Genomic DNA, 12,677 nt, shown 5'->3' on the forward strand with positions numbered 1-12,677 from the left:
TTTCTTTCATCTATGCTTCTCAACAATGACCAAATCGTTTGCACCAACCGTATCTGCCGTATTCAGCAAGGATTAAGCTTCTTTTCTGCAATCTGAATGCGTGATTGCAAAAGCCTTCATCCCCCCTTCCTTCCGTCAAAAGGAGCTCGTTCCCTCTTACCTGTCACTGGCGCTGCTCCTGACTTTTTCGGCCCAGGCTCATGGACAGGCCAGCGATATATTGCCCGATGCACCGTCCGCACAGTCGCAGCAAACGCAAGCGTCCGAGCACATCCCCTTGGAAGACCAACCACACCCCCAGGTCACACTTCTCGGTCTCCCCAGCAGCATGGCGTCCGACGCCGTGCACATCTTCACGTCTCCCGCATACATTCGCACGCGCGATCTAACGTGGTTACTCCCGCTCGCCGGCGCCTCAGGTGCAGCCTTTGCCACAGACACACACACCATGCGCGATGTGGTGAGCCGCAACCCTAGCCTCAATCAAACCGCAGTCAACGTCTCTGATGGCCTTCTGTACACCTCCATCGCCACACCTGTTGGCATGTACGCATGGGGCAAGATCAAGGGAGATGAGCGTTCCCGCGAAACAGGCATTCTCGGCTCCCAGGCTATAACGGAGGCGTATGCCGTAGGTGAACTCGTCAAAGTCATCACCTCCCGCGAACGCCCCAACATCGACAACGCAAATGGAAACTTCTTCTCCGCTCCCTCCAGGCTGGGTTCCTCTTTCATCTCCGGCCACAGTGTCATCGCATGGTCTTCCGCCGCAGTTATCGCAGGCGAATATCACAATCCCTGGGCTCAGCTCGGTGTCTATACCGCAGCAACCGGTGTCAGCCTCACCCGCGTCCTTGGCCAGGAACATTTCCCGTCTGACGTTCTGATCGGCTCCAGCGTAGGTTGGCTCATCGGGCATTACGTCTACCGCGCTCATCACCACGTACCGCGCAAAAGTAAGTAATGACAAAAGGCTCCTGACAACAGTGGGAGCCTTTTGAATCATGCACGCAAACACTTATTCCATTCGCAGTGCCTGCATGGGTTCTACATTTGCAGCTTTACCTGCAGGAACTGCACTCGCCACAATCGCGCTTAGCACCATCACACCGCACGCGACCAGCAGCGACGGCACATTCACGCCCTTCACTTCATACAGCTGCGACTGCAGCAGCTTGCCTGCAAGCAGAGCCAGAGGGATACCAATGCCCACGCCAATCGCTGTCTGAATCGCAGCGCCACGCAGAATCAACCGGACCACACTACCGCGATCTGCACCAAGCGCCATCCGCACTCCAATCTCAGGAATCCGGCGCTCCACACCATATGCAGTCACGCCATACAGCCCAATCGAAGCCAACAAGAGAGCCAGCACGCCAAAGATCGTCGTCAATCGCACCACCAGCCGATCCTGCGTGAAGTACTCGCTCACCTGCTCGTCGTAGGTCGTCAACTGCAGTATCGGAATCTGCGGTCCCACCTGGTTCAGTACACGTCGCATCGTCGCCGTGGCCGCGGCAGCATCGCCGTCGTAGCGAGCCACCACATTGTTGGCATAGTGCTTGTACTGTTCAGACTTAGTCGCCCTCTCAATCACCTCAGCCGGAGCATCGATATGGCTGTAATCAGTGGCCTGCGCTATCGGAGTAAAGAACATCGGCCGCATCTCTGCAGACGGATCGCCGTACTTTGTATCCTCCACCACACCCACAATCTGGAACTCGCTGGACATGCGCATATCTGGGCCAAAACGCATGCCTATCGGTTGCTTGCCATTCAACACCTTCTTCACAAACTGTTGGTTCACCACAGCCACATGCGTACTCGCAGCAGTGTCATGATCCGTAAGCTTGCGCCCCATCAAAAGCCGCGTACCCACTGCATCAAAGAAGTTCGGGGTCACAGACGTGTAGCTCACATTTTCATCGCTATTCTTGCTTGCACCTTCAATCGCAACACCGGTGCCCCAGTTATTGAATGACATCGGTGTGTACGTCGCATACGCCACGTCGTGCAGGCTTGGCGTTGCCGCAAACGCCTGGTCCATCTGCTTGTACAGGCCATCCAGTTGCGAGTATTTGTATCCCGCTGCTTCCAAATCGATGAACGCCAGCACGCGTCCCTTGGTCTCAAAGCGAAAGTTCTGGTGTTCGAGTCGATTCAGACTGAAGATCAGCAACGCAGCCGTACTTAACAACGCCACAGAGAGTGCCGCCTGCAACACAACCAGCGTCTTCTGCATGCCGCTACTGTGGCCCGTTGCACGATTTGCTCCACGCAGCGCTTCTGCTGGATTCGTGCGCGAAGCAATCATGGCCGGTGCAATCCCAAACAGCACACCCGTCACCGTCGAAAGAAGTAGCGCAAATCCCAGTACAGGCAGTGAAGGCGAAGTGCTCAGCGGAACAATCTTCGCGCCGTGCATGGCCAGCGCCAGAATCCCCTTCACGCCCAGGTTGGCTACGAGCAGCCCCAACACGCCACCAGCAATTGCCAGGAGCAGGGACTCCACCAACATCTCGCGGATGAGCCGGTTCCGGCTCGCTCCCAATGCCGACCGCACACTCAACTCTTGTCTGCGAGCCACACCACGTACCAGCATCAGGTTCGCCAGATTGGCGCACGCAATTAACAGAACAAAGCCGGCAATCAACTGCAGCATCGTCAGGCTTTTCTCATACTGATCGCGCAAATCGTTAATACCGCCGCTGGCGCTTGCAAGCTCCGTCGTCTGCTTTTTGATCTCCTCTACCGTCGTTTGCGATTTGGAATCACGATTGGCCAGCAGCCACTGCACCAGTGTTCCGTGCAGACCATTCTGAATCGCCGGAACCTTGCTCGCGTCCGGGATCCGAACCAGCAGATCCAGCCAGTGCGAGCTCGGCTGCTTGTACAAACCGCGCGTGGAGAACAGCGGCTCCTGCGCCAGCGGCAACCATACGCCCGCTGGATCGGCAGCGTTCCTATCACCCAGGAAACCTTGCGCCGTCACTCCCACAACCGTCACCGCATGCCCAGTCATAATGACCGTCTGCCCGATCAAGCTCGGATCGCCATGAAACTTTGTCTGCCATATCGGATAGCTCAACACCGCCACGGGCGCAGCGCTCTCACGGTCATCCTCGGGTCGTAACAACCTGCCCATGGCAGGCGTCACGCCCAACACCTCAAAGTAATTGCCCGAGACCATACGCAGATTCAACGGTTGCGATGCTGTCTCATTCTCACGATGGGCTGATGTCGTCAGCGTGCCCGCCTGCACCGCTGCCATCTGCTGAGCACCCGGTACGTTGTCCAGCAACGTGCGATACAGGTCGTAGGAGAACATTCTCCAATCACCCTGCAGTCCGCTGTCGACGCAGCACTCAATCTCTTTGCCCACCTTGTAAAGCTGTTCGGGATGCTCCACCGGCATGGACCGCAGAATTACCTGGTAGATCAGCGTGAAGATAGCGGTCGTTGCGCCAATACCCAGCGCCAGCGTCAGCAGTGCTGTCGTCGCAAATCCCGGCGACCGCCGCAGCCGCCTGATTCCGTACCGCACATCTTCCGCAAGTCCCGTCATCGATCTCACTCCAGCTTTGAATTAGTGTCAGGAACTATCCATGCAAGCCCAATACCATGCATGGATTCACACAATCATCTGAATTAACACCCCTTATCGGACTGCAAGAAGCAACGTATTCTGTCCGGTTCCGGAATCACCGTCCACAATCGAACATCGGCGTATCAGAAATGCTCATACCAAATAGAAAGGCCCTCGCCGAAGCGAGGGCCTTTCTGAAACCGCGATCGCGGCAGATTGCTTACGCAACCTTGAGGAAGATGATCACGAACGTGAACAGAGCCAGCGATTCGATGAAGGCCAGGCCGAGGATGAGGAACGTGAAGATGCCAGGACGTGCACCGGGGTTGCGAGCCAGAGCTTCAGCAGCCGAAGCGGTTGCCTTGCCCTGAGCCAGGCCGCAGAGGCCAGCAGCCAGAGCCATGCCCAGACCGGCAGCGATGTAATACAGGCCCTTCGACGATGCATCAGCACCCGTCTGCGCGAACACAGGAGATGCGATCAGCAACATGGCCAGCGTCATAAATACATACTTCATAACCTTCATGGTCGTACTCCAATGTCTCCAAAGTGCCGAATCAGTGGGTGGTTGAGGTTCACCGTGCTGACCCCCTCACGCTGATTCGGATGAAACCCATCGATAGCGGAGACTGCTCCATCGACGTCAAACTTAGAAACTTCGTGCTTCCACTTCACGGTAGCTCTGGGCTTTAGCCCAGAGTGATCCGCGTTAGCGGATCAATGCTCGTGGCTGACAGCCAGGCTCAGGTAAATCGTCGACAGCAGCATGAACACATAGGCCTGAATGATCGACACGCCAAGGTGAAGTCCCAGGAACACCAGCGGCACACCGATCGGCACCAGCGAGAAGAACGCCAGCGTCACCAGGTCACCCGCGAACATGTTCGCGTAAAGACGAACCGTCAGCGACAGAACACGTGCGCAGTGCGAAACGATTTCGATGATGAACATCAGCGGAGCCAGCCACCATACAGGTCCAAGGAACTGCTTGATGTAACCAGCGCCGTTCGAACGGATGCCGTGGTAGTGGTAGTACAGGAACGTCACCAGTGCAATGCCAAGTGGCACCACCGGGTTCGCCGTCGGCGACATCAGCCCCGGGATCAGTCCCAGCAGGTTCATCACCAGGATGAACAGCAGCAGCACAGACAGGTAGCCAACAAACTTTTCGTAGCCGTGGCCCACAATGCTCTCAGCCTGTCCTGAGACAAACTCGTGCACCATCTCAGCCGAGTGCGCAATGCCATTCGGCTTATCCACGCTCAGGCTGGCCCGCACCGCCACAAAGTATGCAATCAGCAGCAGTCCAACGATGATTTCCATCGCAACTGCGTTTGAAATCGGGGCCTCGGGGTAGACCACCTTCACGTGCACCGCACGCAACAGCGCATCCACCGGACCGGCGAAATGCGCATTCAAAAATCGAGTGAAAACGAGCTGTTCCGGCATGATTCTTTCTTGTCGGCCTGGGCCTTTGAAACGTTGTCTGAAATCCCTTAAATCGTACCGCTGCGCAACAGCCGCAAGCCTTCGATTGTCAGTGCAATTACACCCATCGCAAGACCCGCCGCCAGCGCCAGCGCGGAGCCATTCAGATACTTAAGGCTAACATATAGAACCGCAATTACGACGAATAAACGGAGAAAGAAACCCACCAGCGCGAACCCGATCGAAGGCCTCCGTGCACCCACAATGTGCTCACCCGGCAGCGGCTCCATTCGTGCCGTCAACGCGGCCATCAGACGCCGCCACTCCCACAGGCCACTTCCCGCAATCACCGCGCCAATCAGCAACAATAACGCCGACCGCCAACCGCCCTTAATCCACGCCGGCACCACTCCAATGACCGCCAGCACGGCCACAATCTTCACACTCCGCGCAATCACCGCGCGTGCATCCGCGTCCGTAAAGCCCGCGGGAATCTCTGTTGGTTCCACTTAATTGTTGTCCTTCATATACTTCTGCGCGGTCTGGAAAATCTTGATGAACCCGCCAATCGCCCCAATCACAATCCCGATCACGCCGCCATACCGCGTGCCATAGTGATGGTCCACCAGCGACCCCAGCAACCAGCCCACCACGCAGCCAATTGGCAGCGCAATCGCAAGCTGGATCATCGTCTCAGCCTTTACCAGATCGCCAAGTGCGCCCTTCGGTTTGCCCGGAATGTTGCTGTCTCCGCTCATCGCGACCTCCATTACATCACGCCGCCGCGCTACACCGCACAACCCGCAAAGTTGCTCACAACCTTCTGTAATCTTTGTGTCCTAACCGAGTGACGCAAAGGAGCGTTCCGCATGCCACTCGCCCGCACTGCCACCACTGCTTCCCTCGCCCTCGCGGCAATTGTTGCGCTCACCGGCTGCGCCAGCCAGCCACGTTACGTCGCAGTCGCCCCGCCGCCGCCACCCGCCTACGGCCCCAGCCCCATCGTTCAGGTCGCAGAGCAAAACGGCTTCCGCGACGGCCAGCACGACGGCGCCCGCGACCTCGTCCAACGCGCCGCCTACCGCCCGCAATACGACCGCCGTTACGCCACCACACCCGGCTACGACGGACGCCTCGGCCCCTATCCCGTCTACCGCGACACGTATCGCAACGCCTACCTCCGCGGCTACAACAGCGGCTTCCGCCGCGCCGAAGGTGCGTACTAACGCCAAAGAACCACGCGGCGCACGTTGCACCCCGCAGCGTGCGCCGATACGATGTTTCCCATGAGTACTGACACACCAAAACCCACCGCACCCCGCGTCACCGGCCTCGGCCCCAAGGCGCAGAAGCTGCAGGCACTCCGCGAAAAGCTGGAAGCCCAGAAGAACGGCGGAGGCAAGCAGAACTTCAACCACGGCAGCACCGGCGGCAGCAAGTCCGCCTCCGCTGGATTCAAGAAGACCAGCTTCCAGCGCAAAGCGACTTAACCTTGACAGGCGGATCGACGTTTTCGTGAGCCCAAGAACACGCGAAGCGTCGAGAACGGCACGAAGCACCTGATCAAAGCGAAGCATCCCGACGCACTCGACGAGTGCGTCGCGCTTTTTACCACCAGACTTTTGCCACCAAACCAGCGAAGCTCCTACGAACGAAGTTCGTCATCCTGAGCGAAGCCGAAGGACCTGCTTTCCTATCCCAATCTGCAACGCAACAGGAAAGCCACACCAACTATGGCAGCAAGAACCCGCACGGCATATGCGACAGGAAAGCCAGAACCACACATGCACACCACAACAATAAGCGCCAAAGGCGCGACCAGATATTAGCCTGGGCCGAAGGCCCAGGTAGAGCACAACAGAGCGCATAAGGGCCAAAGGCCCGCTCTATTCCGCCCCGCGAATTTATACTGAGCCTCGTAGAGAAAGAGGCTCACCGTTGTTGTTCGCATCCGACTTTGAAGAGCGCTTGTTCAAAGAGCGCCAGGAAAAACTCGACAAGATCGCCGAATTAGGCGCACAAGCAGGCTTGTCCCGGCTCGAAGCCACCTACCCCAACAGCTTCGCCTTCACCCACACCGCGCCGCAGATCATCGGCACTTACGCCGACACCACCGGCGAACTCCTCGAAGCCGACAAGCCTCACGTCGCCATCGCCGGCCGCGTCATGGCGCATCGCCGCCAGGGCAAGGCAGGCTTCGCGGTGCTGCAGAACAACGGCGCACGCATTCAGATCTACGTCCGCAAAGACGACGTCGGCGAACCGGCCTTTGAGCTCTACAAACTCCTCGACCTGGGCGACCACATCGGCGTCACCGGCTTTCTCTTCCGCACGCGCACGGGCGAACTCACCGTCCACGTCGAATCGCTGACCTTCCTCTCAAAGGCAATGGTCGCGCTCCCCGACAAGTTCCACGGCCTCACCGACATTGAACTGCGCTACCGCCAGCGCTACGTCGATCTCTTCATGGACAACGGTGAAGACGCCGCCGAGCCACCTGTAACCACCGACGAAACCACAGAGCCGGGTGCCCCACGTCTCGATTCTGAGACGTGGGATTCCAACAACGCCGAAGCCATAGCCGCAGCAACAGCACCCATGAAGCGCCTCCCCGCGCGCGAAGTCTTCGTCAAACGCGCCCAGATCCTAAAGGCCCTGCGCACCTTCTTTGACAGCCGTGGCTACATCGAAGTGGAAACGCCCATGATGCAGCCCGTCGCAGGCGGCGCCGCAGCACGCCCCTTCGTCACGCATCACAACACGCTGGACATGGAGCTCTTTCTACGCATCGCGCCAGAGCTCTACCTCAAGCGCCTCGTCGTAGGCGGCATGGACCGCGTCTACGAGATCAATCGCAACTTCCGCAACGAAGGCATCAGCACCCAGCACAACCCCGAATTCACCATGCTGGAGTTCTACCAGGCCTACGCCAACTACCACGACCTGATGAACCTCACAGAAGAGATCATCACGTTCGTAGCCAACGAAGTGAACGGCACCACCGTAGTCGACTTCCCACTCCCCAAGGGCCCACGCGCAGGCGAAATGGTTCAGATTGACCTCGGCAAGTGGACACGTCTTTCGATGAAGGAAGCGATCATCAAATGGTGGGATGATCGCTTTGGCTCGGCTCCGTCTGAAGAGGATTTTGCAGACTCCTCAAAATTTGCAAACTTCCTGCTGAATGCTCAGAGAGCATCCATAGCCTGGTGGCAAGCCAACAATCCCGAAGGGAGCAAGCCGGAACTGCGGTCCGAATTCAATTTCAGAGGCGGTGAATTTCTTGGCTGGCACGCCAATCTAATGAACGGTGGCAGCCTAGGAAAGGTGATTTCGGATTTGTTTGAGTTACTGGCAGAGCAGCACCTGATCCAGCCCCATATCATTTACGACTTCCCGCTAGCCGTCTCACCACTCAGCAAGGTAAAGCCAAACGAACCCGAATGGACCGAACGTTTCGAGTTCTACATCGGCGGCTTCGAAATCGGCAACGCCTTCTCCGAGTTGAATGACTCGGAAGACCAGCTCGCACGCTTCGAAGACCAGATGGCCCAGAAGAACGCAGGCGACGACGAAGCTAACGACATGGACGAGGACTACGTCAAAGCCCTCCGCTACGGCCTTCCGCCCACCGGCGGAGAAGGCATCGGCATCGACCGCCTCACCATGCTCCTCACCGGCTCACGCTCCATCCGCGACGTCATCCTCTTCCCCCTCCTGCGCCCCTCCAAGAAAGCGCAGGACAAGGAAGAAAAGCAAACAGAAGAGACAAAGTAGCGACAATCAAACGAACAAGAAAACGGCCTCGCAAGAGGCCGTTTCCTATCGCCCTCAAAAAACGGACGCCCACATCTCGATTCTGAGATGTCGTGTTCTGATCAACTGATCCTCTCCTGCGGTCTTCTCGAAGAAAGTCCATCACTTAAAACAATCGGGTAGGTAAATTCTTTTGTCATACGGCGAAGACACGGGACGTCTCATCTCACCGCAGAGGTCACACCATGCGGAAATCGACAATCTCGGATTTTGGAAGCAGCAGTGGCTTATCAGCGGCTGGCTCCTGGCTTGATTTGGAAGAGATTGCCACTGCGGAACTCTCATCCGAAGACCCACAGCATCCCTTTGAGCGGGCACTAAGAACGGGCACAGTGGAGGGATGGAGAGCCGCGGTTCCAGGACCACAACTGATACGGCTTCGCTTTGACAGCCCACAATCAGTTCGCCGTATCCGTCTCCAATTCCATGAAGAACAAGTAGGCCGCACCCAAGAGTGTGCATTGTTCGCAACGTCTAAGACATCAAGAAAGGAATTGGTCCGTCAACAGTGGATGTTCAGCCCCTCTGGCTCAACCAGCGAGGTCGAAGACTATTTCTTCGATCTGAAAGACGTGACATCAATTGAACTGGAAATTGACCCCGGACGCCACGATAAAACCGTGTTCGCATCTTTAAGCTCCATCCAGGTTGGATGAACGCAGCAAACAACCGCAAATCAAGTCTTCCCCGCTGCCCTCTACCTGCCCAGCTTAAAACGAGGCGTCCCACCATGGCTGTACACCTGATTAATCCCAGCGACAATTCTTTCGGAACTGCGGTCATTACGCCGCGTTGGCTGTTTGTTCTCGCTGCCGCAACACCGGCGTTTATGGGCGATCCGATTTTGGTCGATGAATCTTTGGAACCGCTCGATCCCACAACCATTCATGCCGGAGATGTCGTTGGAATCAGCGTGCATACAGGGAATGCCTTAAGAGGCTATGAAGTCGGCAGGCTCGCACATGACCGCGGTGCCACAGTCGTCTACGGTGGGATCCACGCCACACTGTTCCCGGAAGAGCCTTTTGAACGCGGCTGGGCAGATGTGGTTGTGAAAGGCGATGGGGATGTCGCATGGGGGAAGGTGCTGCTGGATCTGAATGCAGGCTGCGCGGGACGCATCTACGAAGGCGGAAAGCTTGAAGGGGACCAGTTCCTTGCGGCCCGATGGGATCTGATGCAGACCGATAAGTACATGTGGGCTTCCGTGCAAACAATTCGTGGATGTCCCAAGCACTGCTCGTTCTGTTCCGTATGGCGAACTGACGGGCAAAAGCCACGGCAAAGAACTTTCGAAAGCGTGATCGATGAAATCGTCGATTTAAGACGCAGAGGGTTTCGCTTCATCGCGCTCGCAGATGACAACTTCTATCCAGTCACGCTGACGGACTTAAAGCTGGCGCGTGAGCAGAACAACCCGGAACGAGTCGAGTCCCTTCTGCAGACGCGGAATGAACGGTTCTCGCTGATGGCAGAGCTCGCAAAGCTCCCCAAGGACATGGTCTTCTTCACCCAAATCACAATGGAGTCGGCAGAAGATCCCGAATACCTGGACGCCATGCGGAAGGCAAATATCAAGGGAGCTCTGGTAGGGGTGGAAGCCGTTACACCCGAGGGATTAAAGGCCGTATACAAGGACTTCAACTATTCGGGCGATCGCCTGGTGCAGCAGCTGCAGACGTTCCGAAAACATGGCTTACATGTTCTCGGGTCATTCATCTTCGGTCTCCCCACGGATAAGCAAGACACCTTCGGAGCTACGGTTGAACTTGCGCTCAAGGCGGATGTAACGTTTGCCCAGTTCGTTATGATGACTCCATTTCCCGGCACCGTTGACTTTGGCCGATGGGAAAAAGAGCAAGCCACAAAACCGGAAATGGTAGACGGCACTCCGATCACTCGCTACTGGCTGATCCCGACAGCGATCCGGCCCAAGATGTTCACGCCTCATCCTTCAATGTCTTCGGACGAGATCCGCGATCGGACACAGAGAGTATGGGATCGGTTCTATGAGTTCGGAGCCATTTGGAAAAGATCTGCCTGCACTCCCACGCTGCGCGCACGGCTCGCATTTGTGCTGCTCTCAAAGCTCTATCGGCAGATGTATGCAGGGACGGGAATTTCAACAGATAGTGCGCGCCGCAAGAAGGCGAAAACGTCTGCTCGATGGATCGCGCGGCAGACACGGAAGATCTTCCAGGCGAAGCCAATGCCCGAACTAACATCTCCGCTATGGGCACCACGTCCCACGCGTTCTGGACTCATTCAGCTCACAACGCAAGCTCCTGAGGCGTAGGGCCGTCGAGCAAACGCTGCCTCTTTAGATTCATGCCGTCCCGAACGAAGGTCTCCAGTTCGGGATGGCTACTTGAAAATCGATGCCGAGATAGTCGGGAATCCGGATCATCGCACAAAATGCGACCTCTTTAAGACGGGCAAAGCTTCTGCCTTGTCGTGAAACACACCCAAGGTAGGGCCCCCTCAGGACACCAAAAAGAGGTGCCCCTCAGGCGATATCCACCAAAACATCATCCCCATCCACCCGAACGGGAAACACATCCACATGCCCCTTCTCTTCCGGGCAATTCCCCGTAGTCACCTCAAAGCCCCACGCATGCCAGGGACAGACCACTCGATCTCCCTCAACCCAGCCTTCTCCAAGAGGTCCGCGCCGATGCGGGCACCAGTTATCCATGGCATGCAGTTCCCCACCAATATTCGCGAGACAAACATCCACACCCTGCGCCTCAAACTGTCCCACCTTACCCGGCTGTGGCACATCCCCCGCCGCACACAAACGAACCCATTGCGCCATCCAATACTCCTTCCTCCATCCTAGCGAAGCTGTGGGCGGGCACTCAAAGGCTGCTGCGCAGAAAACGTTGTCAATGCCTGAATCGCTCAACCCCAACAAATAAAACGACATAGAGCTGGCATGGTATTACGATGTAACCGCTAAAATAGAAACAGAGTGAAAAGGGCTGCGCAAACCGCGCGGCCCTAACTCTTTTAGAAAGAAGATTTTGCCCCTAACCCCAACAGATAGACGATTTTACAGCCACTAATCCGTAACCCCATTAGAAAGACGATTTTAGAAAAACAGGGGGAGGGGGGAGGGGTGTGGCTGGACACAAAAAAGAAGGCAAGCCCGAAAGCTTGCCTTCTCTTCAAACTAGCCGCGATCTAGCTACCGAAATCCACCTTCGGTGCAGACTTCGATCCGGGATCAGCCTGATAGTAAGTCGTCTTCGGCTTGAATCCCGCAATGGAAGCCCAAAGGCTGTTCGGGAACACCGCAATGGTGTTGTTGTAGTCCAGAATCGCATCGTTATAGCGCTTGCGCGTCACAGCAATGCGGTTTTCCGTACCGGAGAGTTCATCTTCCAGACGCATGAACTGCTGATTGCTCTTCAGGTCTGGATAAGCCTCCTGCATGCGCATGAGCGGCAGCAGCGAAACGGACAGACGATCGTTTGCCGCCAGCTTCTCATCCGGCGTGTGAGCCTGTAGCAGGCCGCTGCGAGCCTCAGCAATCTTGGTCAGGATGTCCGTCTCCACCTTGGCATAGCCCTTCACGCTGGCCACCAGGTTCGGAATCAGGTCCGCCCTGCGCTGCAGGTCCACATCAATGGCGCTGAACGCTGCGTCCACCTGGTTGCTCTTCACTGCCATGGAGTTGCGCGCGGAGATATAGCTCATACCTACCAGCGCAACCAGAACCACCAGCACAATGATGCCAATCAGTCCCTTCTTCATCGTTCCCCCGTTCGTTCCTGCTGTTGTACTACCTTCCAATGTCTTCGGCATATCGCTTCCCAGTTATCGTTCCTGTCCGAGTAAGTCGCCC

The 12,677-nt window shown here is 56.7% G+C and carries 13 protein-coding genes; 5 read left to right on the forward strand and 8 right to left on the reverse strand.

The window, feature by feature from the left end; all coding sequences use genetic code 11:
• Positions 1-328: 328 nt before the first annotated feature.
• Positions 329-964 carry a phosphatase PAP2 family protein gene (locus JAO32_RS07950; RefSeq protein ID WP_334239231.1) on the forward strand — a complete coding sequence of 212 codons (636 nt, stop codon included), beginning with the start codon at positions 329-331 and terminating at the stop codon, positions 962-964.
• Between the two features lie 54 nt (positions 965-1,018).
• On the opposite strand, the gene JAO32_RS07955 is transcribed toward JAO32_RS07950, so the two are convergent.
• From JAO32_RS07955 to JAO32_RS07980, 6 genes are all read right to left on the reverse strand, one after another.
• Positions 1,019-3,565, reverse strand: coding sequence for an ABC transporter permease (locus tag JAO32_RS07955; RefSeq protein ID WP_334239233.1), 2,547 nt, complete (start codon positions 3,563-3,565; stop codon positions 1,019-1,021).
• Positions 3,566-3,806: 241 nt separating this feature from the next.
• Entirely contained in the window at positions 3,807-4,103 is a 297-nt protein-coding gene (locus JAO32_RS07960; RefSeq protein WP_443082579.1) for an ATP synthase F0 subunit C, read from the reverse strand.
• Positions 4,104-4,303: 200 nt separating this feature from the next.
• Positions 4,304-5,035, reverse strand: a complete 732-nt coding sequence (gene atpB / locus JAO32_RS07965; protein WP_334239237.1) for a F0F1 ATP synthase subunit A — start codon at positions 5,033-5,035, stop codon at positions 4,304-4,306.
• Between the two features lie 47 nt (positions 5,036-5,082).
• Positions 5,083-5,523 carry a hypothetical protein gene (locus tag JAO32_RS07970; protein WP_334239239.1) on the reverse strand — a complete coding sequence of 147 codons (441 nt, stop codon included), beginning with the start codon at positions 5,521-5,523 and terminating at the stop codon, positions 5,083-5,085.
• Positions 5,524-5,772: an ATPase gene (locus JAO32_RS07975; protein ID WP_334239240.1), complete on the reverse strand. Its 249-nt coding sequence runs from the start codon at positions 5,770-5,772 to the stop codon at positions 5,524-5,526. It abuts the gene before it with no gap.
• Between the two features lie 81 nt (positions 5,773-5,853).
• Positions 5,854-6,246: a hypothetical protein gene (locus JAO32_RS07980; RefSeq protein ID WP_334239241.1), complete on the reverse strand. Its 393-nt coding sequence runs from the start codon at positions 6,244-6,246 to the stop codon at positions 5,854-5,856.
• Between the two features lie 54 nt (positions 6,247-6,300).
• Between JAO32_RS07980 and JAO32_RS07985 the strand changes: the two genes are divergently transcribed.
• From JAO32_RS07985 to JAO32_RS08000, 4 genes are all read left to right on the forward strand, one after another.
• Positions 6,301-6,504 (forward strand): hypothetical protein, encoded by a 204-nt coding sequence (locus JAO32_RS07985; protein WP_334239243.1) that lies wholly within the window; start codon positions 6,301-6,303, stop codon positions 6,502-6,504.
• A 451-nt stretch (positions 6,505-6,955) separates the two neighbouring features.
• On the forward strand, positions 6,956-8,791 hold the full coding sequence (locus JAO32_RS07990) for a lysine--tRNA ligase (protein ID WP_334239365.1): 1,836 nt from the start codon (positions 6,956-6,958) through the stop codon (positions 8,789-8,791).
• Between the two features lie 224 nt (positions 8,792-9,015).
• Positions 9,016-9,486, forward strand: coding sequence for a hypothetical protein (locus tag JAO32_RS07995; RefSeq protein WP_334239245.1), 471 nt, complete (start codon positions 9,016-9,018; stop codon positions 9,484-9,486).
• Positions 9,487-9,560: 74 nt separating this feature from the next.
• Positions 9,561-11,126 (forward strand): B12-binding domain-containing radical SAM protein, encoded by a 1,566-nt coding sequence (locus tag JAO32_RS08000; RefSeq protein ID WP_334239247.1) that lies wholly within the window; start codon positions 9,561-9,563, stop codon positions 11,124-11,126.
• Between the two features lie 210 nt (positions 11,127-11,336).
• Here JAO32_RS08000 and JAO32_RS08005 read toward each other — a convergent pair whose 3' ends face one another.
• Both JAO32_RS08005 and JAO32_RS08010 read right to left on the reverse strand, forming a co-directional pair.
• Positions 11,337-11,645: a Rieske (2Fe-2S) protein gene (locus tag JAO32_RS08005; protein WP_334239249.1), complete on the reverse strand. Its 309-nt coding sequence runs from the start codon at positions 11,643-11,645 to the stop codon at positions 11,337-11,339.
• A gap of 368 nt (positions 11,646-12,013) precedes the next feature.
• A complete protein-coding gene (locus JAO32_RS08010) occupies positions 12,014-12,637 on the reverse strand; it encodes a LemA family protein (RefSeq protein WP_334239251.1) in 624 nt (207 codons plus the stop codon).
• Between the last annotated feature and the right edge of the window lie 40 nt (positions 12,638-12,677).

The organism is Terriglobus sp. ADX1, from assembly GCF_036877645.1.
Lineage (GTDB): Bacteria > Acidobacteriota > Terriglobia > Terriglobales > Acidobacteriaceae > Terriglobus.